Here is a 24711-nt window from a genome sequence, read left to right as displayed (position 1 = left end):
ACCTCCTCCTTCTTTCTTCTGTGTTACTTATCCAGCCAGGTGTTGTAGAAGCTGGGGCGACCGACGGCTTCAAACGCGATGCCTTTTGTTGTGGGTGCACCCGCAAACACCTGCGGTTCTTCAAAAATAGGAATGACGTAGGCTTGATCGATCAGGTAACTCTGCACCTCTCCTACCAGCGCCAGCCGCTTGCTGCGGTCAGTTTCAGCGGCGATGCCATCCAGCAGCGTATTCAGATGCGGATCAACAAAGTCCTTCACCTTGTCGCTGGAACCGCCTTTTTGCAGCAGGACGTTACGTACCGTCGGGTAATACTGGCTTTTCAGCACATCCGGGTCGGCACGGCCTACCATCGCGGGAGCCACGCCGGTTTTCAGCGGATCCAGGCTATCGACGGTTTTGCTGCCCGCATCGCCTGCCAGCACGTTCAGCTTCACGCCGACTTTTGCCCACTGTTGAGAAACCAGCTGCAAGGTTTCTTTGTTCTGTGGTTGCGGCAGGGATTCATAGGCGGTCAGCTCCAGCGTTTTGCCATCCTTTTGCCGTAATCCCTGCGAGCCGGTTTTCCAGCCCGAGTCATCTAGCAGTTTGTTGGCCTGTGCGGGATCGAACGTGAGCTTGCTGGAGAGATCGACATAGCCAGCGGCGGTTTTAGCCAGCGGTGACGTGGCCTGTGGGTAGTTGTCTGAGAACAGCGTATCGATGATCTCTTTGGTGTTGGTGGCGTGCAGCAGTGCTTTACGCACGCGGATATCAGCGACCAGCGGATTATCCGGGCGGAAAACCACGCTGTTATTGACGCCGCGCGTCGGCGGGGCATAAAGATTGAAGCCCTGACTCTGTACCCGCTTCTCATCGTAGGCCTGAATCTGACGAATGAAGTCAGCCTGACCAGAGACCAACGCGCCAATACGCACGCTGTCTTCCGGGGTGACCAGATAGGTAATACCGTCCAGATAGGCGCGCCCCTGATGCTTCGATTTAACCGGTGCCCAGTTGTAATCCTTACGGGCGGTCAGCTTCAGTTCGCGTCCCAGTTTCTCGCTGCTCACCACGAACGGGCCGGAGCCAATAATGTTTTTAGCATTGCCTAACTGGTTGAAATTGCGCTCCAGCGTACTGAGAGACACCAGACCGGAACCGATGGTTGCAGTCCCTTGCAGAAAGCCCGGTGACGGCTTCTTAAAGTAAAACTTCACCGTGAGCGGATCGATGACTTCACTGCGCAGGTAGTTATTGATGACCTCGGAAACCGGTTGGTTGAGCGCCGTATTTCCTAACCCATAGGTATCGAAGTTTTTCGCTACCGCGTTGGCATCCAGCGACGTGCCGTCAGAGAAGCTAACACCGGGACGAATCTTGAACGTGTATTCGGTGTTATCCGCGTTGACGGTCCAGGATTCCGCAATCCATGGCTCGACCTCCAGCGTTTCGGGGTTCTGATACGTCAGTTTATCGGTAATCTGGTTGAGAATGCCGCCGTTCGGGTAAAACCCACCTGCGGGCGTATAGAGGTTGGTGTGCGCCTGCTGTTCCAGATAAATCAGCGTGCCGCCGATTTTCGGTGCGTCGTTCGCTGCCTGTGCACTTAACGCACCGCCCAGAAGGAGCAATGAGGCAAAAATAGTGAGTTTCTGATGAGGATGCAAAAAAGTCGCCACGATGGTTTTCCCTACAGGTGATGGTTTTTATTAAATTTGTTTTTTATCAGGTAAATACGCGTATCGATTACGTCCTGAAACGGGGAATACAGCAGAAGACGTTAACCGCTCGTTACAGCCGATACTTCCATAGGAGGTAAGAAACCGCAAAGAACAATACCGGTATTGGTTATCCAGTTTTTAGTTAGGAAAAAGCATGGTTTTTGCGAGAAATCGCCGCGTTTCGCGTGTGATGATGGGGTTGGTTCGTGGGGAAAAGCAGCGCTGCGAAAGCGTCGTCGCAGCGCTAAGGTCGACTTAGGGTTATTTCAAAACCTGCGGATTCACGCAGTTTTCTTTTACCTGACCGCTCAGGGCGGCAATCAGGTTGTCAACGGCGCAGGCGGCCATGCCGTAACGGGTTTCGTGCGTGGCAGAACCGATGTGCGGCAGCGCCACCACGTTAGGTAAATCCAGCAGTGGAGAATCGACGGGCAGCGGTTCTTTGACAAACACATCCAGACCTGCGCCCTGAATCGTTCCTTTCACCAGGGCTTCCGTCAGCGCGTCTTCATCCACAACGGCACCACGACCGATATTAATCAAAATGGCGCTGGGTTTCATTTTCGCCAGCTGTTCGCGGCCAATGAGATGGTGAGTTTCCGCAGTGAGCGGCAGCGTAATACAGAGGAAATCAGACTCGGCCAATAGCGTATCAAGATCGCAGTGGCGGGCATTAAAACGCTGCTCCGCTTCGGCATGATGACGGCGTGCGTTGTACAGAACCGGCATGCTGAAGCCAAAGTGGGCGCGTTGCGCGACGGCCAGACCAATGCGGCCCATCCCCAGAATACCGATGGTTTTATGGTGAACGTCGGTGCCAAACCAGTCGCTGCCGACTCCCTCTTTCCATTCGCCCGCCTTGACCCGCTCGGCCACTTCCACGACCCGGCGCGCGCTGGCGAGCATCAGTGCCAGAACCGTATCCGCCACCGTTTCCGTCAGCACGGTCGGGGTGTGCATGAGAATCACCCCTTTTTCATTCAGCGCGTCGACGTTAAAGGTGTCATAACCGACTGAAATGGTGGAAGCCGCGCGTAAACGCGGTGCGTGTTGCAGGAAATCTTTATCGACTTTACCGCCGGAACCAATGATGCCCTCGGCCGTTGCCAGTGCGGGGTGGTCGAGGGAGGGAAAGGCGTCAAGTTCAGTGACGGTGAAGTGTTGATCTAAACGAGCGCGCAGGTCGTCAGCAATTTTTTTATACAGGATAACGCTAGGTTTCATCACAAACTCCAGCAGATTAAGGAAGTTAACGTAGAAATAGCTCATCGAATAATCGCGTAGCTGGCGAGAGACTGCAAGCGATACCGCCCCTGCATCTGCCCAAGGTTAACCGTGATTAATGGGGGATTTGCACGATTGGGATGATGAAGGATCGCATACAGACGCGCCACCGCCGCATGTGGAATGCCTCATGAACGGCGCGAGGTCTCTTTATTGCCATTTGATTAATATATTTCCTTTGTGATTGCTATCACTCATTTTCGGGTAAAGCATTACCGTGAAAAACCGATAACCCTATCTACGGGGATGTTTTAGGCAGGGTTTTTTAATGGGGGACGGAAATGCATTTTTTTACCAGGATTATGAGTAACCTCAAGGTTTCTCATAAGCTGTATGGCGGTTTCGGGATTGTCCTGTTGTTGGTCATGATCGCGTCTGGCGTTGGCGCTGTACGATTTTTTATCATCCACGATCTGTATGTTAAAACGACAATTTTGAATGAAATGAATCACTACCTCGATCAGTCAAAAATGGCGAGAGTAAAATATTCATTCACTTTTGCGGATGACAATATCAAGAATCTCAATACCTACATTAGTCAGGCAAGCCAGCAAAAAGAAAAAGCGAAAGCACTCACGTGGGAAACAGAGTATCTGTCTGATTTTAATAAACTTGATCAAGATTTCGCAGATTATGATACCGATCTGAATACCATGAAAGTCGCTGCTAATGCGGTCGTCGAGACGGCAAAGAAAATCAGTCAGATGAATGCCTCCGATGCGTTAACGGCATTTATGACCAACCTTCCCGTCGGCGCGGATGAAAATGCGTTGTCTATGCAGAAGGAAGCCCTCTCACTGCTGTTCCTGAAACTGGTCAACAGCACCTACACCTTACAAAGAGAGAATAGTGAAGCGGCGTTTAACGCACAGAAGCAGGTCTATGCCGAATCTAAGGCATCCTACGATGCGCTGGCCTCGTCGCTCAGCGGCGATCGCCGTCGCGTAGTAGATTCATTTTGGCAAGCATTTGAAAATTATCATCAAACGGCAGAGCAGTACTACGCGCGACTGGGGCAGTTAAAAACCACAGATGTTAAATTCCGGGCAACCGGAGACAGAATGACGAGCGATATCGGCAGTATTCTGCAAAAGCTCGGCGCGAAGAATGATGACATTATCAATAGCTCCGTGCTGCAAACGCTGATTTTAGGGGCGATTGCCATCGTATTCGGTTTATTGATCGCCTGGTCTGTTACTCGACAAATTACCCGACCTATTATCACCAACCTGAAGCTGGCGGAACGGATTGCGGGTGGCGATCTTTCAGCGAATGTCACGGTGGAACGGCATGATGAGTTAGGACAATTAACGACAGCCATGATGGTGATGACGGAGAAATTACGTCATTTAATGACCGATATTCGTCAGAGTGTGTACAGCGTTGAGAGCGCTTCTTCTGACATTGCATCGGGCAATAATGATTTGTCATCGCGTACCGAGCAGCAATCGGCGGCGATTGTAGAAACCGCAGCCAGCATGGAAGAGTTAACGGCTACCGTGAAGAACAATGCCGATAATGCCCGGCATGCCAGCCAGATTGCCGGAGAAGCCTCAACCAACGCCAACCGCGGCGGGGATATTATTAACCGCGTGATTAATACCATGAGCGATATTTCAGGAAGTTCGAAGAAGATCGCTGATATTACGACGGTGATTAATAGCATCGCTTTCCAGACCAATATTCTGGCGTTGAACGCCGCGGTGGAAGCGGCCCGAGCCGGTGAACAAGGACGGGGATTTGCAGTGGTTGCCAGTGAAGTTCGTAGCCTTGCTCAGCGCAGTTCACAGGCGGCAAAAGAGATCGAAGGTCTGATTTCAGAATCGGTTGCTCGCGTGGATACCGGAACTGAGCTGGTTTCTCAGGCAGGAACGACGATGGATGACATTGTGGCTTCCGTGAGCCGCGTGAATGACATCATGGGGGAAATTTCCTCCGCATCGGATGAGCAGAGCCGTGGTATTGCACAAATCGGCAGCGCGGTGGCCGAAATGGATACCACTATCCAGCAGAATGCTTCTATGGTGAGCGAATCCTCAGCCGCGGCGAATTCGTTGCAGGAACAGGCCTCGAAGCTGGCAAAACTGATGTCGGTTTTCCGCATATCTGATTCGGATGTTGCCGGTCTGCCAAGACTGCAAGGGGCGAATACTGGCAACGGGAATACTGGCAACGGGAATTCGGGCACCAAGGCAGCGCCTCGCCTGCCGACGCTCGCGTCGCGGGACAACGGGAATGATAACTGGACAACGTTCTGATATCCCGTTGAGTCGATGACTCAGAAATGATCAATTGAACCGGAGGGAGTGGCATTGGCTGCTCCCTCGTTCGCCCACTGCATGATGAGTGCGGTGGCCTGTGTGTCCTGATTGACGTTTTCCTCCACGATGACAAATCCCTGCTTATGGTAGAACCGGCAGGCGCGCGTATTCTGCTGATACACTTCCAGGCTGAGTAAGGGATACTGTGCCTGAACATGCTGGATCAGCGCTGTACCAATCTGCTTGCCATAATAGGCTTGTTCCACAAACAGCGCGCCGATGAACCGTGCCTCCAGCACGCTGATAAAGCCGATGAGGCTCCCTTGTTCCTCATAAACCCAGGTTTGCGACTGGGGAATATAGATCTCACGTACCGCGCTGGCACTTTCTCGCCAGTAACCTTCACGAATAAACGGATGCGCCAGAGTGGTGCTCTTCAGCCAAAGCTGCATCAGCGGTTCGAGATCGGGGTCGCGGTAAGGCCGAATCATGAGGTGCTTTCCTGATGACAAAAGCAGTCGGTGACATGGTCGTTGACCAATCCACCCGCCTGCATGAAGGCGTAACAGATGGTTGAGCCGATAAATTTGAAGCCACGTTTCTTCAGGGCCTTGGACATGGCATCCGAAACGTCCGTTTTGGCTGGCACCTCGGCGAGCGACGCGGGGTGATTGAGACGCGGTTGGTGTTCGACGAAAGACCAAATGAAGTGCGAGAAACTCTCTCCCTGACTTTCCATCGCCACCCACGCTTTTGCATTGGTGATAATCGCCTCGATTTTTCCGCGATGGCGAATAATGCTGCTGTCCTGCACCAGTCGCTCGACGTCATCCTGCGTCATCTGTGCCACTTGCTCAGGATCGAACTGGTGGAAGCAACGGCGATAGTGCTCGCGTTTTTTCAGGACGGTAATCCAGGAAAGACCTGCCTGCTGGCCTTCCAGACACAGTAACTCAAACAGCTTCTGGCTGTCGGTGCAGGGTTTCCCCCACTCGTTATCGTGGTAATCCTGATATAAGGTGTCTTGTGTAACCCAGCCGCAGCGTTGCATACCTTTCTCCTGATTAGGGTGAGCCGTTCATTGTAAGGCGTCTGTCGCAAGTAGGATTCGATCATGGCACTTATGTTGCTGTATATGCAACCAGTGTTTTGCGGGCGTGCTCGCAGATATGAAAGGTCGTTTGCGGATGGGGCAGAAAGTCGTCGCGGAATCATGAATAATGTTTCGCCAACAGCTTAGGGCTATTTATTCGCTCAAGGCTGTTCAATCGATCATAAGAAAAGCATAGACAGAGACAGGGGTACAGGGAATGGCAGTAGAGTGGGTAGCAGCCTATCTGGCATTAGGCGCGGTAGTTGGTTTTATGGCGGGATTATTGGGTATTGGCGGTGGCGGTATTATGGTGCCAGTGCTAACGGCGCTGTTTGCTGCACAGGGTGTGGAGAATACGCATCTGGTGCATCTGGCGTTAGGCACGTCAATGGCGGCCATCGTCGTCACAGCAATTTCTAGCCTGCGTACCCATCATCAACATCAGGCGGTGCTTTGGCCTGTGGTGATGCGGATTACGCCTGCCATCCTGATTGGGACATTCGCGGCCACCTGGCTGGCGACGCTGTTACCGACGCGGGCGCTGGCGATCTTTTTCTCCTGCTTTATGGCCTACGTTTCGCTGCAAATGGTGCTGAATATCAAGCCAAAACCGCAGCGCCAGTTGCCCGGTACGGCAGGCGTGTCGCTGGCCGGGCTGGTAATTGGCAGCATTTCGGCGCTGGTGGCTATCGGCGGCGGGTCGCTCACCGTGCCGTTCCTGACGTGGTGCAACGTCCGTATTCAGCAGGCGATTGGCACATCGGCGGCTGTGGGGTTACCCATTGCCCTGTCCGGCGCGCTGGGCTACATGATTAACGGCTGGTCGACGACGGGGTTACCTGATTACAGCGTCGGCTATGTGTCTCTGCCTGCCGTTCTCCTGATTTCTGCCGTCAGCTTCTTCACCGCGCCCGTTGGGGCTCGTCTGGCGCACCGTCTGCCCGTGGCGACGCTGAAAAAGGCCTTTGCCGCGCTGTTGCTGCTGTTGAGCCTGAAGATGTTGCAGACCGTTTTTTCAGGCTGATCCTGAAATTTGAAAGATGATGACGGGGGATTTGCACTTGTTGCCGCATTCTGGCTGTATATCTTGCGGTCAGAGGGTATACTGGCGCATTCCTTATAAATCCACTTGTATCGCGCGCGAATCCAACATGCAAAAGTTTGATACCAAGACCTTCCAGGGCCTGATCCTGACGTTACAGGATTATTGGGCTCGCCAGGGCTGCACCATTGTTCAACCATTGGACATGGAAGTCGGCGCAGGCACTTCACACCCTATGACCTGCCTGCGGGCACTGGGACCGGAGCCGATGGCTGCCGCCTATGTGCAGCCTTCTCGTCGTCCGACCGATGGGCGCTACGGTGAAAACCCGAACCGCTTACAGCACTATTACCAGTTTCAGGTCGTTATTAAGCCATCACCGGACAATATTCAGGAGCTGTACCTCGGTTCTCTGAAAGAGCTGGGTATGGATCCGACCATTCACGATATCCGCTTCGTGGAAGACAACTGGGAAAACCCAACGCTGGGCGCATGGGGCCTGGGCTGGGAAGTCTGGTTGAACGGTATGGAAGTCACGCAGTTTACCTACTTCCAGCAGGTTGGCGGTTTGGAATGTAAACCGGTGACGGGCGAGATCACCTACGGTCTGGAACGTCTAGCGATGTACATTCAGGGCGTTGATAGCGTTTACGATCTGGTCTGGAGCGATGGCCCGTTAGGGAAAACCACCTACGGCGACGTGTTCCATCAAAACGAAGTCGAGCAATCGACCTACAACTTTGAACACGCTGATGTCGATTTCCTGTTCAGCTGCTTCGAGCAATATGAGAAAGAAGCGCAGCACCTGCTGGCGCTGGAAAAACCGCTGCCTTTACCGGCTTACGAACGCATTCTGAAAGCGGCGCACAGCTTTAACCTGCTGGATGCGCGTAAAGCGATCTCGGTTACCGAACGCCAGCGCTACATTCTGCGTATTCGTACCCTGACCAAAGCGGTTGCGGAAGCCTACTATGCCTCGCGTGAGGCGTTGGGTTTCCCGATGTGTAATAAGAAAGAGAGCTAAGAGGCAGCAATGACTGACAAGACTTTTCTGGTGGAAATTGGCACGGAAGAGCTGCCGCCGAAGGCTCTCCGTAATCTGGCAGAATCTTTTGCCGCGAATTTCACGGCGGAGCTGGATGCCGCCAATCTGGCACACGGTGACGTAAGCTGGTTTGCCGCGCCGCGTCGTCTGGCGCTGAAAGTGGCACGCTTAAGCGCTTCTCAGCCCGATCGCGAAGTAGAAAAACGTGGTCCGGCTATCTCACAAGCGTTTGATGCTGAAGGCAAACCGACCAAAGCGGCAGAAGGCTGGGCGCGTGGCTGTGGTATTACCGTTGAGCAAGCTGAACGTTTGACGACCGACAAAGGCGAGTGGCTGCTGTATCGCGCCCACGCGAAAGGCGAACAGGCGCAGACACTGCTGGCTGGCATGGTAAGCACTGCATTGTCGAAGCTGCCGATTCCAAAATTGATGCGCTGGAGCGACAAGGAAACGCAGTTTGTGCGTCCGGTGCACACGGTAACCATGCTGCTGGGTGAAGAACTGATCCCCGGTCAGGTATTGGGTATCGATTCCGCTCGTACTCTTCGCGGCCACCGCTTTATGGGTGAAGCTGAATTTACGATCGATAACGCCGAACAGTATCCGCAGATTCTGCTGGAGCGCGGTAAAGTCGTCGCCGACTACGATGCGCGTAAAGCGAAAATCAAAGCCGATGCAGAAGAAGCCGCACGCAAGATTGGCGGTAATGCCGATCTGAGCGACAGCCTGCTGGAAGAAGTCACCTCGTTGGTGGAATGGCCAGTGGTGCTGACCGCGAAATTTGAAGAAAAATTCCTCGCTGTGCCGTCCGAAGCGCTGGTTTACACCATGAAAGGTGACCAGAAGTATTTCCCGGTTTACGACAACAGCGGCAATCTGCTGCCAAACTTCATCTTTGTTGCCAATATCGAGTCCAAAGATCCACAACAGATTATTTCCGGTAACGAAAAAGTGGTGCGCCCGCGTCTGGCTGACGCCGAATTCTTCTTCAATACCGACCGTAAGAAGCGTTTGGAAGATCACCTGCCGCGTCTGGAAACCGTCTTGTTCCAGCAGCAGTTAGGTTCATTGCGCGACAAAACTGACCGTATTCAGGCGCTGGCTGGCTGGGTTGCTGGTCAGATTGGCGCTGATGTGAATCACGCGACGCGTGCGGGTCTGCTGTCCAAGTGTGACCTGATGACCAACATGGTGTTCGAATTCACCGACACGCAGGGCGTGATGGGGATGCACTATGCGCGTCATGATGGCGAAGCGGAAGATGTTGCCGTGGCGTTGAATGAGCAGTATCAGCCGCGCTTTGCGGGTGACGAACTGCCGTCTTCTGCGGTGGCCTGTGCGCTGGCGATTGCCGACAAAATGGATTCGCTGGCAGGGATTTTTGGCATCGGCCAACACCCTAAAGGCGACAAAGACCCGTTTGCGCTGCGTCGTGCCGCCCTCGGTGTGCTGCGCATCATCGTCGAAAAACGTCTGCAGCTGGACTTGCAGACGCTGACCGAAGAAGCGGTGCGTTTGTATGGCGATAAGCTGTCTAATGCCAAGGTTGTGGATGACGTGATTGAGTTTATGCTCGGTCGTTTCCGTGCCTGGTATCAGGAAGAAGGCCACAGCGTGGATACCATCCAGGCGGTATTGGCGCGTCGTCCGACCCGTCCGGCTGATTTCGATGCCCGCGTGAAAGCCGTCAGCCACTTCCGTTCGCTGGATGCCGCCGCGGCGCTGGCTGCGGCTAACAAGCGCGTTTCCAACATTCTGGCGAAGTCTACCGATACGCTGAACGAGAGCGTCAACGCTGCCGTATTGAAAGACGCGGCGGAAATTACGCTGGCAACGCACCTTGTCGTGCTGCGCGACAAACTGACGCCGCTGTTCGCTGAAGGTCGCTATCAGGAAGCGCTGGTTGAGCTGGCCTCACTGCGTGAGCCTGTCGATGCGTTCTTCGATCAGGTAATGGTCATGGCGGAAGATGAGCAGGTTCGAGTGAACCGTCTGACGCTGCTGAGCCAACTGCGTGAGCTGTTCTTGCAGGTTGCGGATATTTCCGTCCTGCAATAACGACAATAGCGTTACGTCATCCCAACCCCCGAGCCGCTTCGCCCGTTCGGGGGTTATTTTTTTCCGCGCCGCAAAGCGTCCCGCCTCACCCCACGGTATCGATTCGTATCGATCCGTATCGACTGACGGCTCCGTTGGTAAAATCCTATCGTCGCTCCGTGTATCTCGATGCTTAAACAATCGGTATTCGTTGTCAGACCTGGCCTTTTTCTGCACAGCCAGCCCGATTCGACTATGCTTATGTCGTAGAAAATCTTGTCATGGAAAATCCGTCGTCAGCGTGTTTTTGTTTGAATAAAGCACGGCTGGCGGGGCAGTAAGCGTAACAGGAGTAGGGAATGAGAAGGCTGATGACGTACCGTTCACGCTGGCTGCTGCCAGTTCTGGTTATTCTGGCGGCATTGCAGCTGGCTGCCTGTGGTGACAGCGAAGCCGATCAGCGGAAGGCATTCGTTGCGTTCCTGCAAAGCGTGCAGTCGCAGCAGGATGGGAAATTGCCGACGTTGACGGAAGAGCAGAAGAAGAATTTTGGCAATTTCACTAACGATTACGCGATCTTAACCACCTTTTCTCAGCAGTTTAATCAGGCGGTGTCTGGCAGTTTAACACCGATGCTGGGGCAAATTTCCCGTATTCGTGTTCCTAAAGACTATCTGACGCAGCGTGATGATCTTCGCCAATCCATCGGGGCAATGAACCTGTTGAGCCAGCATGTGCAGGCGGCGAAAGTGCAGGCGGACAACGCCCATCGGCTGCTAAAACAGCCCGAAGAAGTGCAAATACCCTATGAGCGGTTGTATGCACGCACGGTAATACAGCCTACCAATGCGCTGCTACCCGCCATTCCGAATGCGATTGCCTTCGCACAGAGCCTGATCCAGATCGGCGATTTCCTTCAGGCTCAGGGCGATCAGGCGGTGTTTAATGGCGCGTCTGTGCAATTCCGTACGCCGCAACAGGTGGCGCAATATAACAGCATGGTGGCAGCGTTACCTCTACAGCAGCAGAATTTAATGAATGCGCTCAGAGGAATAACTGGCGTGAACTATCCCTAACCGCGTCGTGCTCCGACGCTTTAGCGATGCGATATGGCAGAGAGGTATTCTGGATAAGATGCGTGTGGCTGGTGAGAGGGTAAAAATAAATTGTGATTAACATCACATAAATAAAACAAATACAGGCATTGAAAGTGTGATTCAAATCACATATAAGGTGCGGTGTTTGTCTAAAAATCTGTTTAGTTTTTCATTTTTAACGGTTTTTTGTGAAGTAAATCACCTATTTGTATCGTTGATGTAGGGTGGTTGTGTGATTTTTGTCACGTTACCGCCATGGAGTTGCGGTATGAAAACAGCGTGTTAGAGTCCGCGCTGCATACAGTAATAATGACGGAAGTCTTCTTGTGGTAATCGGTGTTTTATTGCCACGCCGTCTCACGATAATTACCACGCGCTCTTATTGTCAGCGCGTTTCAATAGGGGTGTGTTTTTATGCTTTCACCAGATATTAAGATCAAGGTGCAAAACTTTGGTCGCTTCCTCAGTAATATGGTGATGCCCAACATTGGCGCATTTATCGCCTGGGGTATTATTACCGCGCTGTTTATCCCTACTGGCTGGTTCCCCAATGCAACATTGGCGAAGCTCGTCGGTCCGATGATTACCTATTTGCTGCCATTGCTGATTGGTTATACCGGCGGACGTCTGGTATTCGGTGAGCGTGGCGGTGTGGTGGGTGCGATTACGACGATGGGTGTGATCGTCGGGACCGATATCCCGATGTTCCTCGGCGCTATGATTGTGGGCCCATTGGGCGGCTGGGCGATCAAACGTTTTGACCGCATGGTCGACGGTAAAATCAAGAGCGGCTTTGAAATGCTGGTCAACAACTTCTCTGCCGGTATCATCGGTATGTTGTTGGCAATCCTGTCGTTTTTGGCGATTGGTCCGCTAGTTGAAGTCTTCTCTCAGGTGCTGGCTTCCGGCGTTAACCTGATGGTACAGAACAACCTGCTGCCGTTTACGTCTATCTTTGTTGAACCGGCGAAAATTCTGTTCCTGAACAACGCCATTAACCACGGTATCTTCTCGCCGCTGGGCATTCAGCAGGCGACGGAAACTGGCAAATCTATTTTCTTCCTGATCGAAGCGAACCCAGGCCCGGGTATGGGCGTGCTGATGGCGTACATGTTCTTCGGTCGTGGTAACGCGAAAGAATCAGCACCGGGTGCGGCGATTATCCACTTCCTGGGCGGGATTCACGAAATCTACTTCCCTTATGTGCTGATGAATCCGCGTCTGATTATCGCGGTGATTCTGGGCGGGATGACCGGCGTGTTTACGCTGAGCGTGCTGGGCGGCGGTTTGGTTTCTCCTGCGTCTCCGGGCTCCATTCTGGCGGTGCTGGCGATGACGCCAAAAGGCGCTTACTTCGCTAACCTTGCGGCCATTGCAGCGGCTTTCGCGGTGTCCTTTATCGTGTCGGCGATTCTGCTGAAAAGCACCAAGCAAAAAGAAGAAGACCTGAGCGACGCAACGCGCCGCATGCAGGAAATGAAAGCGTCTTCTAAAGGTACGGCGACTAACGCGGGTATCAGCGGTGATATGAGCACCGTGCGTAAAATCATCGTAGCGTGTGACGCCGGTATGGGTTCCAGCGCGATGGGTGCTGGTGTGCTGCGCAAGAAAGTTCAGGATGCCGGGCTAACCAACATTTCGGTGACGAACAGCGCGATCAATAGTCTGCCGGACGATGTCGATCTGGTGATTACGCACCGTGACCTGACCGAACGTGCGATGCGTCATGCGCCGCAGGCACAGCACATTTCGCTGACCAACTTCCTTGATAGCGGTCTGTATAGCGATCTGGTAGCACGTCTTACCGCAGCACAGGGTGCCGTGAAGTCTGAAGCCGTCGCGACGCCAGCACCTGCGGTAGCCGACGCACAGACTAACCTGTTCCAACTGGGTGCAGGCAATGTGTTCCTGAATCAGCATGCGACAGACAAAGAGCAGGCAATCCGTTTCGCCGGTGAGCAACTGGTGAAAGGCGGCTATGTCGAGCCTGCGTATGTTGAAGCGATGCTGGAACGTGAAAAGCTGACCTCCACCTATCTGGGCGAATCGATTGCCGTGCCGCACGGTACGATTGAAGCGAAAGATCGCGTGCTGAAAACGGGCGTTGTCTTCTGCCAATATCCTGAAGGCGTTCGCTTTGGCGATGAAGAAGATGAGGTTGCGCGTCTGGTTATCGGTATTGCCGCGCGCAACAACGAACATATTCAGGTCATCACCAGTCTGACCAACGCGCTGGATGATGATGCCGTCATTGAACGTCTGGCACAGACCCAGGATGTTCAGGAAGTACTCGACTTACTCTCCGGTAAAAAGAGTGCCTAATTGATGTGGCTAGGGCCGCCTGCGGGCGGCCTCTTTTTATGTTTTTTTAAGGTTATGTCTCATGAAAGCATTACACTTTGGCGCGGGTAATATTGGCCGTGGGTTTATTGGGAAATTGTTGGCCGATGCCAACGTCGAACTGACATTCGCTGACGTCAATCAGCCGCTGTTGGATGCCCTGAACAGCCGTACAAGCTATACGGTGCGGATTGTCGGCGATAACACGCAGGTTGATACCGTGAGCAACGTTAGCGCCGTTCACAGCGGCAGCCAGGATGCCGTCGCGCTGATTGCCGTTGCCGATCTGGTGACAACTGCTGTGGGGCCGCAGATTCTGGAAAAAATCGCCGGAACTATCGCTCAGGGGCTGGTTAAGCGTCATAACGACGGCAATACCCGGCCGTTGAACATTATTGCCTGTGAAAATATGGTGCGTGGCACTAGCCAGTTAAAACAGCATGTGTTGAAACTGCTGCCGGAAGGCCATCAGGAATGGGTTGTTGAGCATGTGGGATTCGTGGATTCCGCCGTGGATCGCATTGTTCCTCCTTCCGAAGCCGGTAGCGACGATGTGCTGGCGGTGACGGTAGAAACCTTCAGCGAATGGATTGTCGATAAAACCCAGTTCTGCGGTGAGCCGCCAGCGATTCCCGGCATGGAACTGACCGACAACCTGATGGCATTTGTCGAGCGTAAGCTCTTTACGCTGAATACTGGCCACGCGATTACGGCCTACCTCGGCCAGCAGGCGCGCCATCAAACGATCCGCGATGCGATTCTCGACCCGAAAGTCAGAGCCGTGGTCAAAGGCGCAATGGAAGAGAGCGGCGCGGTACTCATCAAACGCTACGGTTTTGATGCGGAGAAACACGCGGCCTATATCAACAAGATTCTCAGCCGTTTTGAAAACCCGCATCTGCACGATGACGTAGAGCGCGTTGGCCGTCAGCCGCTGCGCAAGCTGAGTGCAGGCGACCGTTTGATCAAGCCGCTGCTCGGCACGCTGGAATACCATTTACCGCATGACAACCTGATTACCGGCATTGCTGCCGCGATGCATTATCGCAGTGAACAGGATCCGCAGGCGCTGGAACTGGCCGAGTTAATCCGTACTCAGGGGCCGCAGGCGGCGCTGGTGCAGATTTCTGGTCTGGATGCTGACAGCGAGGTTGTCGCGCAAGCAGTGAATGTGTATAACGCCATGCAGTAATCGGCGTGTCTCGTCATCAGGCAGGTGTGGTCTTTTCGACACGGTGTAAGGTATACGGGCGACGTCGGGGATAGGATGTCGCCACACCTGCCGGTAAGCATGCTGCCGAGATGGGGGATGCTGTGGGCGGGGTAAAAGGGTCGAGAAGTGACGATGGAAGAAACACAGGCGTTTGAAAACCGGGTTCTGGAAGCGCTGAACTCAGGGAAGACCGTGCGCGATTTTATGCTCTGCGCTGTTGAGCTGCTGGCTGAAGCGGTTAGTATCCTGATGTTGCAGGTGTTCCGTAAAGATGACTATGCGGTGAAATATGCCGTTGAACCCCTGATGACGGGAACGGGCCCGCTGGGCGACCTTTCCGTGCGCCTGAAACTGATTTATGGCCTGGGAATGATCAGCCGTAAAGAGTACGAAGATGCTGAACTGTTAATGGCGCTGGGCGAAGAGCTGGCACACGACGATCGGCATTACCGTTTTACCGATGATGAGATTCTGGGGCCTATCGGCGAGCTGCACTGCGTTGCGGCATTGCCTACAGAACCCGCCTTGCCGCCGGGGGCAGACGCCGCCGATCCGCTTCTGGTTAGTATGCAACAGCAGCGTTATCAGCAGATGGTGCGCTCCACGCTGGTGCTATCCCTGACCACATTGATTGCGCAAATCAGTCTGAAAAAGGCGTTTTAATCCCACTCCGCTATATTACGTCACTGCGTCATGTCATGCGGTTCCCGCCTTCACGCAACTCGAATTATTTAGCGTATAGTGTATGCTGTGCCCCGCATTATTCTCCCGTTATATAGGTTATCTTTTATGAAAGAGCAGGAAAAAGCAGAGATCAAGCGCCTTAGCGACCAACTGGATAAGCTGACGCGTAAGCAGACCACGCTGCTGGAACAAGGTGATGCTGAAGCAATCGCCCTCAATCTGGAGGCCTGCGAGAAGCTAACGGCTGAAATCGAGCGCCTGCGTAACGTGAGAGAACAGAAGCTCAGCAAAGAAGCACAGAAACTGGCGAACCTGCCTTTCAAACGTGCGATTACTAAAAAAGAGCAAGCTGATATGGGGACGTTGAAGAAAAGCGTTCGTGGTTTGGTGGTGGTGCACCCGATGACGGCCCTGGGGCGCGAGATGGGTTTAAAAGAGATGACAGGCTTCGCGCCGAAACCGTTCTGAGGTTTCTTCTCTGCGCAGACCGATGCCGGTGATGGATTCGTTGATGAAGCCCCTGTTTAACAGGGGCTTTGTCGTTTTTGGTACGGTTGTTGATATTAGCGCGGCGCGTGCAGACGATGCGTTTGGTCGGCAAACGCGATACCCGCAGGGGTGTCATCATGCTGCGTGTTTGCCAGACGGAAGACGGAAACTGCCTGCTTCAGCAGTCTTGCCTGCTCTTCCAGCGAGTCGGCAGCGGCAGAGGATTGTTCAACCAGTGCGGCGTTCTGCTGCGTGGTGCTGTCCATCTCAACAATCGCCTGGCTAACCTGGCTGATTCCGCGGCTTTGCTCATCCGATGCGGTAGCAATTTCACCCATGATGTCATGCACCTGCGTGATAGAGGTGACGATATCATTCATCGTTTTACCGGCATTGCCAACCAACGTCGCTCCGCGTGATACCTGAGTAACCGATTCAGAGATCAGGCCTTCGATTTCTTTCGCGGCCTGAGAACTGCGCTGGGCAAGACTACGGACTTCGCTGGCAACCACAGCAAAGCCACGGCCTTGTTCACCGGCGCGGGCGGCTTCCACCGCGGCGTTCAAGGCCAGAATGTTGGTCTGGAAGGCGATGCTGTTGATGACGGACGTAATTTCCGCGATACGCTTAGAACTGCTCTCAATCGCCGTCATGGTTTGCACCACGTTATTCACCTGCTCACCGCCTTGTTTTGCGGTTTGAGATGCGCTGATTGCCAGCTTGTTCGCGTGGTGGGCGTTATCCGCGTTTTGCTTAACTGTCGCAGTGAGTTGCTCCATGCTGGCGGCGGTTTGCTCAACGGCAGCAGCCTGCTGCTCGGTACGTGATGACAGGTCTGTGTTACCCGCGACGATCTCGCTGGATGCGTTAGAAATCTGGCTGACGCCGACGCGAATGTCATCGATCATATTGTGCAGGTTGTCATTCATTTTCGACATCGCACTCATCAACTGACCCAGCTCATCTTTACGCGTCGTGTTGATGGACATGGTGAGATCGCCTGTCGCGATTTTCTCAGCCATATTCAATGTGTTGCCAAGCGGTGTGGTGATTTGGCGTGAAATGAACCAGGAAATCAGCAGACCAAGCAGTAGCGTAATCAGCGCGGCGATACTCATTTGCAGCGTGGCATTGCGAATGTCTTCCTGCGATGCCGCCAACTGATCGCTGAGCAGGGATTTAACTACGTCGTTTAACTGTCCGGCGACAACCTGCATTTGCCCCGCCTGCGCCATTTCCTCCTCATAGGCCGGCATATAGGCCAGGACCTGCTCTTCATAATTGTTCATTATTGCCAGAACGGGAGACAGTGTTTCACGCTGTTCGGCAGACAGGCTCTGATACAGGAAGGTCAATGATGTTTGTGCTGCGTTGATGGCATCCGTCAGCTTTTCTTCGGATTCTTTATTGGTAGACAGTAATAACCCACGAACGTGGTAGCGGACGGCAATCAGTTTTTGGTTCAGGTCAGAAAGTAATAATTGAAGAGTAGTGCTGTTGTTGTCCGCCTTTAATTGATCGTTGAGCTGTTCTAGCGGTTTTTCTGTTGTTGAGATATTCCAGCTTTTTCTGACGGCATCCTTTTTTCCCACTGCATTAATATAATTACTTTGTTTTTCCTGATAGCTGGTAATTAATGTGGGAATACTGGCTATTTTCTTGGAATCACTTTCTGGCCAGTGAAATTCTTTTGCTTTTTCAGCGAGTTTACTCACATTGGCAATGTGCTCAACGTTCTTTTTTATATCATCAGGATTATAAGTGGTGCCGTATAATGCGCGGTAATATTTAGCCTGGTTAATTTCATCATTAATATCGTTGCTTAAATTAACTTTATTAATACTGTCTTTCAGCGAGCCAATATGCATAATGCCCGCACCGGCAATCACCATGGTCATCAGCAGAATCAGGAAAAAGCCTAAGCCTAATTTTTTACCGACTTTTAGATTGTCAAAATTCATAGCCATCACATCCCACCACTATATCGTATTGAGTCGAATTCACTATCCTGATGCACACTTGCTTAGCGGTGTTAGCATCTCGGATTACCGCTTACCAAGCTTATCCCTGCAAAACAACCTGATAAAAACCCGCAGTAGATATCGGCACTTTACTCTGAAACTTTATGTGGCAGTGAGCGAGGATAGCCGGCGGACATGCGGCTCGACGTCCAGGGAGGGATAATAAAAAACTGGAATAACAGACTGTTATTCCAGTTTATATTCAAACGCAGAAGAGGCCTGATGGTATCAGGCACTCAGCGGTTTTATTTTTTCGCGCTAGCGAAACGGGCAGCGGCTTCGTCCCAGTTCAACACGTTCCAGAATGCTTTAGCGTAAGCTGGACGAAGGTTCTGATATTTCAGGTAGTAAGCGTGTTCCCATACGTCCAGACCGACGATTGGGTAGCCAGATGCACCAGAAACGGCTTCACCCATCAGCGGGCTGTCTTGGTTTGCAGTAGACACAACGGCCAGTTTACCGTCGTCTTTCAGTACCAGCCACGCCCAGCCAGAACCAAAGCGGGTTGCTGCTGCTTGCTCAAATTTCTCTTTAAACGCGTCAACGCTACCGAAATCACGCTCGATGGCGGCTTTCAGATCGCCAGTCAGCGTCGTGCCGACTTTCAGGCCTTTCCAGAACAGGCTGTGGTTAACGTGGCCACCCGCGTTGTTACGCAGTGCAGTTCTTTTTTCCGCAGGAACTTTATCCAGTTGAGCGATCAGCTCTTCAGCAGACAATTTAGCCAGTTCAGGCAGAGATTCCAGCGCGGCGTTAGCATTATTGACGTAAGCCTGATGGTGTTTGGAATGGTGAATTTCCATCGTTTCTTTGTCGAAATGCGGTTCCAGTGCGTCATAAGCATAAGGCAGCGATGGCAGTGAATAACTCATGTTTAGCATCTCCATGGTAAAAAAAATGTTACGGCACTGTGTTGTTAGTACCGCGTAAGCAATACCTTCATTATAGTTAATTAAATGATATTGAAAATGATTATTCTCGAATGGGTGGCATGAATCAGATTGCTTTACTTCATGATAACAAACGCTTATGTCGTTATTGCACTATGTAAAAACAAATTAATCTATGCCCATCGCCTGCAAAACGCCGCTGCTCTGGCGGTGTCTCTTACGCGCTCAGACGCTGCGGATGTGTGTAGATAGTCGCATGTCCCGGCCGACAAAAACCGACCAGCGTCAGGTTGCAGCGCTGTGCGACCTCCACAGCCAGCGAGGTCGCCGCAGAGACAGCAAACAGGATTTCCACGCCGCACATGGCGGATTTTTGGACCATTTCATAGCTGGCCCGGCTGGAAACCAGTGCAGCGCCTTGCTGCCACCCCTGTTTCGCTCGGGTACCCAGCAGTTTATCCAGCGCGACATGGCGGCCGACGTCTTCGCTTCCCCCGGACAGCGTGCCGTCTGGCGCGACCCAGCTTGCGGCGTGAGTACAGCCTGTCACTTGGCCGATCTTCTGCACATCGCGTAGCCGCACTAGCGCGTTTTCAAGTTTGCTAAGGGAAAATGTCTGTGTGAAGGGGAGAGGGGCGAGCGGTTTGCCGATTTCCGCGAGCTGCTCTACGCCACATACGCCGCAGCCTGTGCGGCCATCCATCGCCCGGCGGCGTTCTTTTAGCCCTGCGAAGCGTCGGCTCGAAAGCTCAATCTGTACTTCGATGCCATTACAGGCGGCTTGTACATCAATGCCGTAGATATCAGCCGGTGATTGAATAATGCCTTCAGATAAGGAAAACCCGAGAGCAAACTGTTCCAGTTCCTTCGGTGAGGCCATCATGACGACATGCGATATGCCGTTATAAACCAACGCAACAGGCACCTCTTCCGCCAGCCAGTCAGACTGTGGCTGCTGCAGCGAATCGGGATGATAGACTGAATGTTGCGTTGCGCCTTCAAGGGCGGCATCCGCTGGTAAATGAACCCCTTCCACCTGAAATACCTGCATGTTAGTAACCCTGGAAATTAAAAGTATTATTTCACCGCGCCTGAAGGGATGCGACTTTTTCTCGCAAGAAACTGTGCGTCAACTCGAAGAGTTGCCTTCTTCTCTGGCCGAATCCTGTCGCTAACCCCATACCCCGTATAGGCTTAATTTAACTGCTTACTGTTTGCCTCTTTTTCACTGCGGCATGGCCGCTCACCCGGAAATGAAAGGAGACTGAAATGGCGCACGATAATCTCGAAGGCCGATCCGCATCTGGCGAATATGGTTCTCTCAATCTGAAAAAACGCTATGACAATTTTATCGGCGGAGCCTGGGTTCCACCTGATGCTGGTCAGTATTTTGTCAATTTGACGCCAGTAACTGGCCAACCGCTGTGTGAAGTGGCCAGTTCGTCAACGCGAGATATTGACCACGCGCTGGATGCTGCTCACAAGGCAAAAGCGGAATGGGGTGGCCTGTCGGTGCAGGAACGCGCGTTGGTGCTTAACCGAATCGCCGACCGGATGGAGCAAAATCTTGAGCTGCTGGCGCAGGTGGAAACCTGGGATAACGGTAAACCGATACGCGAAACCAGCGGGGCGGATGTGCCGCTGGCGATTGACCACTTCCGCTATTTCGCGGCCTGTATCCGCGCGCAAGAGGGAGGGATTAGCGAAATTGACGGCGATACCGTGGCCTATCATTTTCATGAGCCGCTCGGCGTTGTCGGGCAAATTATTCCCTGGAATTTCCCGCTGCTAATGGCCTGTTGGAAGATGGCCCCCGCGCTGGCTGCCGGCAACTGTATTGTGCTGAAACCCGCCAAACTGACGCCGATGTCGGTGCTGATTTTGATGGAACTGATTCAGGATCTGCTGCCGCCAGGCGTCATCAATGTCGTTAATGGGTCGGGCAGCGAAATTGGTGAATATCTGGCGACGTCGAAACGCGTTGCGAAAGTGGCATTCACCGGATCGACTGAGGTAGGCCAGCAGATCATGAGCTATGCGGCGCAGAACGTGACGCCGGTAACGCTGGAGCTGGGCGGTAAATCGCCGAACATCTTCTTTGCCGATGTGATGGACAAGGAAGACAGCTTCTTTGACAAAGTGCTCGAAGGCTTCACGCTGTTTGCCTTCAATCAGGGCGAGGTCTGTACCTGTCCGAGCCGTGCGCTGGTGCAGGAATCTATCTACGATCGCTTTATGGAACGGGCAATCAAGCGCGTTGAGGCTATCCGCATCGGTAACCCGCTGGATAGCAAAACCATGATGGGCGCGCAGGTATCCGCAGGTCAGCTCGACACCATCCTTAACTATATTGATATCGGTAAGAAAGAGGGCGCACGCGTGCTCACGGGCGGTCAGCGCAAGGCAATGCCGAGCGGGCTGGCGGAAGGATACTATCTGGAGCCGACGATCTTGTTCGGTAAAAATAGTATGCGCGTCTTCCAGGAGGAAATTTTTGGACCGGTGCTGGCGGTCACGACCTTCAAAACGATGGATGACGCACTGGAGATCGCCAACGATACGGAATACGGTCTGGGGGCTGGCGTGTGGAGCCGTAACGGCAATATTGCTTACCGGATGGGGCGCGGTATTCAGGCCGGGCGCGTCTGGACCAACTGTTATCACGCCTATCCGGCGCATGCGGCATTTGGGGGTTATAAGCAGTCTGGTATCGGGCGTGAAAACCATAAAATGATGCTGGAACACTATCAGCAAACCAAGTGTCTGTTGGTGAGCTACTCTGATAAGCCGATGGGGCTGTTCTGATTCACGAACGCCGTGCTGTTCTTGCCTTTTCTGGTGAGTACGCATGGCGTTAACCCATATGGTTTGCCTGCATTAATCCGTCCTTATCACTCAGATTTACCCGATTGTTGATAGCTGATCATTGATAGTTGCTGGTTGTTAATAATCGATTGTGCCAGCGCCTAACAACGGCTACGCTGTTTTGAATAGCGCTTTGCTTTCAAGAGGTTGTGCATGACGGATAAGATCGGCTGGATTGATAACCTGCGGGCGTTGGCCTGCATGATGGTCGTTCTGATTCATAGCACAACGTACTATATTACGGCGGGTGGCACGCCGGGCGACGGGCACTGGGATGTGGCGAATATCCTGAATTCTGCCTCGCGCGTCTGCGTTCCGCTGTTTTTCATGATCTCGGGCTATTTATTCTTTGGTGAACGTCGTGCGGGGAAGAAACATTTTCTGCGTATCGGCTTATGTCTGCTTTTCTACAGTACGGTCGCACTGATCTATATTGCGACGCTCACGCCAATTAATGGTCTGAATTCATTGCATCATGCGCTGCAAAAACCGATCTTTTATCACTTATGGTTTTTCTACGCGATTATCGTGATTTATCTACTCTCTCCACTTATTACTATCAAGCCGGTATCGGGTAAATATTTAGCCGTCTTGATTATCTTGCTGGCCGTTGTCGCTAACCCCAATACGGGGCGGGTGGAATTTGAAGGGTTTAAATTACTGCCGGTGAATCTCTATATTTACGGCGATACGTTTTACTATGTGCTGTACGCCGCGCTGGGGCGTGCGCTGGGTATGCTGGAAGTACCAAAGAAAGTCGTGCTAGCCGCTATCCCCTTCTTCATTGCGTGTGTCGCGTTGATTGCGATGGGAACGAAGCACCACACATTACTGAACGATACGTTCACCCAGACATTTTACATTTACTGTGGCCCGCTGGTGTTTCTGGCTGCGGTCAGCCTTCTGGTGGTGTTTAAGCACTACGGTAGCCAGCGGATTTTACCGGGCTTCGCCACCATTTCGCGCCACTCGCTGGCGATTTACGGTTTCCACGCGTTGATCATTCACTATCTGCGTACGCATGATGTGATGCTGCCAGCTCATCCGGTTCTCGATATCTTCTCTGTTTTCGCCATCGCGCTGGGGGCTAGCCTGCTGCTTTCGATGGCGCTACAGAAAATCGATGTGCGTCGCTGGGTGAGTTGACGATTCGTCCGGCGTACCGGACGAACTGGTGCTACATCAGCGGACTCAGCTGCTGGTAGAGTGCCGTAAATGTACGCCTCCGCTCGGCATAGTTTGCGTGACGCTGGGGATCGGGTTGATGAGTCTGTTCCAGCGGTAGCGGCGGCAGGAGTTCTGCCAGTGGCGTATGCGGATGCATGGCGATTTGCGCCAGACGTGCGGCACCCAGCGCAGGGCCGACATCCCCTCCCGTGCGGTATTCCAGCGTTTGACCGCTGATATCCGCCAGCATTTGCCGCCAGTAGGCGCTGCGTGCGCCGCCGCCAATCAGCGTAATACTATCGGGCTTGAGCCCCGTCATATGCAGTGCATCCATGCCGTCGGCAAGCGCAAAGCCCACCCCTTCCAATACTGCTTTTGCCAGTTCCGAGCGTCCGTGCTGGTGGGTGAGTCCCCAGAATGCGCCTTTGGCATCGGGATTGTTGTGCGGCGTGCGTTCGCCGGAAAGATAAGGCAAGAACCACACTGGCGTTATCGTGTCATCGGCTGGTGTCGAGGCGATTTCCTGCAGCAGCGCGGGAACGCTCTCCGCGTGCGTCAGACGGGCGACCCAGTCGAGGCAGGATGCGGCGCTTAACATCACGGACATCAGATGCCAGGTATTCGGCAGCGCGTGGCAGAAACTGTGGACGGCATGCTGCGGATTGCTGAGAAAGCCATCGCTGACGGCGAAGTAAACGCCGGATGTGCCGAGAGACAGCATCGCCTGACCCGTTTGATACAGCCCGACGCCAATCGCGCCTGCTGCGTTATCTCCACCGCCAGCAATGACGGGGACGGGATCCATGCCCCAGCGGCTGGCGATGTCAGCTCGCAGATAGCCGGTAATCTGGCTGCCTTCATACAGCGTGGGCATATGCTTGCGGCTCAACGAACAGACTTCCAGTAGGGTATCGCTCCAGTCTCGTTTGGCAACGTCTAGCCAAAGCGTTCCAGCCGCATCGGACATATCGCTGGCAAATTCCCCTGTCAGACGCCAGCGGAGATAGTCTTTCGGTAGCAGAACTTTATCGATTTGGCGGAAGATCTCGCTTTCGTTTTCTTGCACCCATTTCAGTTTGGGCGCGGTAAAGCCCGGCATCATCAGGTTGCCGGTAATCTGACGCGATGTTGGTACCTGTTGTTCCAGCGTTCGGCATTGGGCTGCACTGCGTCCGTCATTCCAGAGAATCGCAGGGCGCAGCACATTCTGGCGTGCATCCAGCAAGGTCGCCCCGTGCATTTGCCCGGTCAGCCCCAGCGCTTTCACGGCACGAAGGCTATGTGCTGCCGCCAACCCGTGTAATGCCTGATCGGTTGCCTGCCACCAGTCTTCAGGCGCTTGCTCCGACCAGAGCGGATGCGGACGGGAAATGCTCAGCGCGGCGCTATGGCTGGCAACCACCTTGCCTGCTTCATCCAGCAAGATGGCTTTCACACCGGAAGTACCCAGATCAATACCGATATACATAGTGGCTCCTGA

Annotated in this window: 19 protein-coding genes; 11 read left to right on the top strand and 8 right to left on the bottom strand. The window is 53.2% G+C overall.

Annotation, left to right across the window (positions count from 1 at the left end; all coding sequences use genetic code 11):
• Nucleotides 1-23: 23 nt before the first annotated feature.
• On the bottom strand, nt 24-1661 hold the full coding sequence (locus MYB54_RS21295) for a TIGR04028 family ABC transporter substrate-binding protein (RefSeq protein WP_248721328.1): 1638 nt from the start codon (nt 1659-1661) through the stop codon (nt 24-26).
• 303 nt (nt 1662-1964) lie between these two features.
• Nucleotides 1965-2927 (bottom strand): glyoxylate/hydroxypyruvate reductase GhrB, encoded by a 963-nt coding sequence (gene ghrB, locus MYB54_RS21290; RefSeq protein WP_039279989.1) that lies wholly within the window; start codon nt 2925-2927, stop codon nt 1965-1967.
• A 341-nt stretch (nt 2928-3268) separates the two neighbouring features.
• On the opposite strand from ghrB, the gene MYB54_RS21285 reads away from it, so the two are divergent.
• Nucleotides 3269-5245: a methyl-accepting chemotaxis protein gene (locus tag MYB54_RS21285; protein ID WP_248721327.1), complete on the top strand. Its 1977-nt coding sequence runs from the start codon at nt 3269-3271 to the stop codon at nt 5243-5245.
• 20 nt (nt 5246-5265) lie between these two features.
• On the opposite strand, the gene MYB54_RS21280 is transcribed toward MYB54_RS21285, so the two are convergent.
• Nucleotides 5266-5739, bottom strand: coding sequence for an N-acetyltransferase (locus MYB54_RS21280; protein ID WP_039284958.1), 474 nt, complete (start codon nt 5737-5739; stop codon nt 5266-5268).
• Entirely contained in the window at nt 5736-6299 is a 564-nt protein-coding gene (locus MYB54_RS21275; protein ID WP_014913686.1) for a DNA-3-methyladenine glycosylase I, read from the bottom strand. Before MYB54_RS21275 ends, MYB54_RS21280 begins: the two co-directional genes overlap by 4 nt.
• Nucleotides 6300-6558: 259 nt before the next feature.
• Here MYB54_RS21275 and MYB54_RS21270 point away from each other — a divergent pair, with 259 nt between their 5' ends.
• From MYB54_RS21270 to MYB54_RS21235, 8 genes are all read left to right on the top strand, one after another.
• On the top strand, nt 6559-7365 hold the full coding sequence (locus tag MYB54_RS21270; protein ID WP_039284960.1) for a sulfite exporter TauE/SafE family protein: 807 nt from the start codon (nt 6559-6561) through the stop codon (nt 7363-7365).
• Nucleotides 7366-7492: 127 nt separating this feature from the next.
• Nucleotides 7493-8407: a glycine--tRNA ligase subunit alpha gene (glyQ, locus tag MYB54_RS21265; protein WP_010286428.1), complete on the top strand. Its 915-nt coding sequence runs from the start codon at nt 7493-7495 to the stop codon at nt 8405-8407.
• 9 nt (nt 8408-8416) lie between these two features.
• On the top strand, nt 8417-10486 hold the full coding sequence (glyS, locus tag MYB54_RS21260) for a glycine--tRNA ligase subunit beta (RefSeq protein ID WP_248721326.1): 2070 nt from the start codon (nt 8417-8419) through the stop codon (nt 10484-10486).
• 350 nt (nt 10487-10836) lie between these two features.
• Nucleotides 10837-11541: a DUF3053 domain-containing protein gene (locus MYB54_RS21255; protein ID WP_080164207.1), complete on the top strand. Its 705-nt coding sequence runs from the start codon at nt 10837-10839 to the stop codon at nt 11539-11541.
• Between the two features lie 435 nt (nt 11542-11976).
• Nucleotides 11977-13884, top strand: a complete 1908-nt coding sequence (locus tag MYB54_RS21250) for a PTS mannitol transporter subunit IICBA (RefSeq protein ID WP_039516192.1) — start codon at nt 11977-11979, stop codon at nt 13882-13884.
• A 61-nt stretch (nt 13885-13945) separates the two neighbouring features.
• Nucleotides 13946-15094: a mannitol-1-phosphate 5-dehydrogenase gene (locus tag MYB54_RS21245; protein WP_039501779.1), complete on the top strand. Its 1149-nt coding sequence runs from the start codon at nt 13946-13948 to the stop codon at nt 15092-15094.
• 153 nt (nt 15095-15247) lie between these two features.
• Complete coding sequence (locus MYB54_RS21240) at nt 15248-15778, top strand: MltR family transcriptional regulator (protein WP_039316676.1); 531 nt, start codon at nt 15248-15250, stop codon at nt 15776-15778.
• Nucleotides 15779-15904: 126 nt separating this feature from the next.
• The gene (locus MYB54_RS21235) at nt 15905-16267 is read left to right on the top strand and encodes a YibL family ribosome-associated protein (protein ID WP_039279892.1); all 363 of its coding nucleotides are present in this window, start codon (nt 15905-15907) and stop codon (nt 16265-16267) included.
• Nucleotides 16268-16362: 95 nt separating this feature from the next.
• Here the strand turns inward: MYB54_RS21235 and MYB54_RS21230 are convergent, their stop codons facing one another.
• The 3 genes from MYB54_RS21230 to fdhD form a co-directional block, all read right to left on the bottom strand.
• Nucleotides 16363-18255, bottom strand: a complete 1893-nt coding sequence (locus MYB54_RS21230) for a methyl-accepting chemotaxis protein (RefSeq protein WP_248721325.1) — start codon at nt 18253-18255, stop codon at nt 16363-16365.
• Nucleotides 18256-18554: 299 nt separating this feature from the next.
• The gene (gene sodA / locus MYB54_RS21225) at nt 18555-19181 is read right to left on the bottom strand and encodes a superoxide dismutase [Mn] (RefSeq protein WP_010284182.1); all 627 of its coding nucleotides are present in this window, start codon (nt 19179-19181) and stop codon (nt 18555-18557) included.
• 235 nt (nt 19182-19416) lie between these two features.
• Entirely contained in the window at nt 19417-20250 is an 834-nt protein-coding gene (fdhD, locus tag MYB54_RS21220) for a formate dehydrogenase accessory sulfurtransferase FdhD (protein ID WP_039284971.1), read from the bottom strand.
• A gap of 218 nt (nt 20251-20468) precedes the next feature.
• Between fdhD and exaC the strand changes: the two genes are divergently transcribed.
• Nucleotides 20469-22004, top strand: a complete 1536-nt coding sequence (gene exaC, locus MYB54_RS21215) for an acetaldehyde dehydrogenase ExaC (RefSeq protein WP_039501784.1) — start codon at nt 20469-20471, stop codon at nt 22002-22004.
• Nucleotides 22005-22217: 213 nt separating this feature from the next.
• A complete protein-coding gene (locus MYB54_RS21210; RefSeq protein WP_205547230.1) occupies nt 22218-23210 on the top strand; it encodes an acyltransferase in 993 nt (330 codons plus the stop codon).
• 31 nt (nt 23211-23241) lie between these two features.
• On the opposite strand, the gene xylB is transcribed toward MYB54_RS21210, so the two are convergent.
• Complete coding sequence (gene xylB, locus MYB54_RS21205) at nt 23242-24699, bottom strand: xylulokinase (RefSeq protein WP_248721324.1); 1458 nt, start codon at nt 24697-24699, stop codon at nt 23242-23244.
• Between the last annotated feature and the right edge of the window lie 12 nt (nt 24700-24711).

The organism is Pectobacterium nicotianae (genome assembly GCF_023272715.1).
GTDB classification, from domain to species: Bacteria; Pseudomonadota; Gammaproteobacteria; order Enterobacterales; family Enterobacteriaceae; genus Pectobacterium; species Pectobacterium brasiliense.
This window is presented reverse-complemented; position numbering and strand designations above follow the sequence as displayed.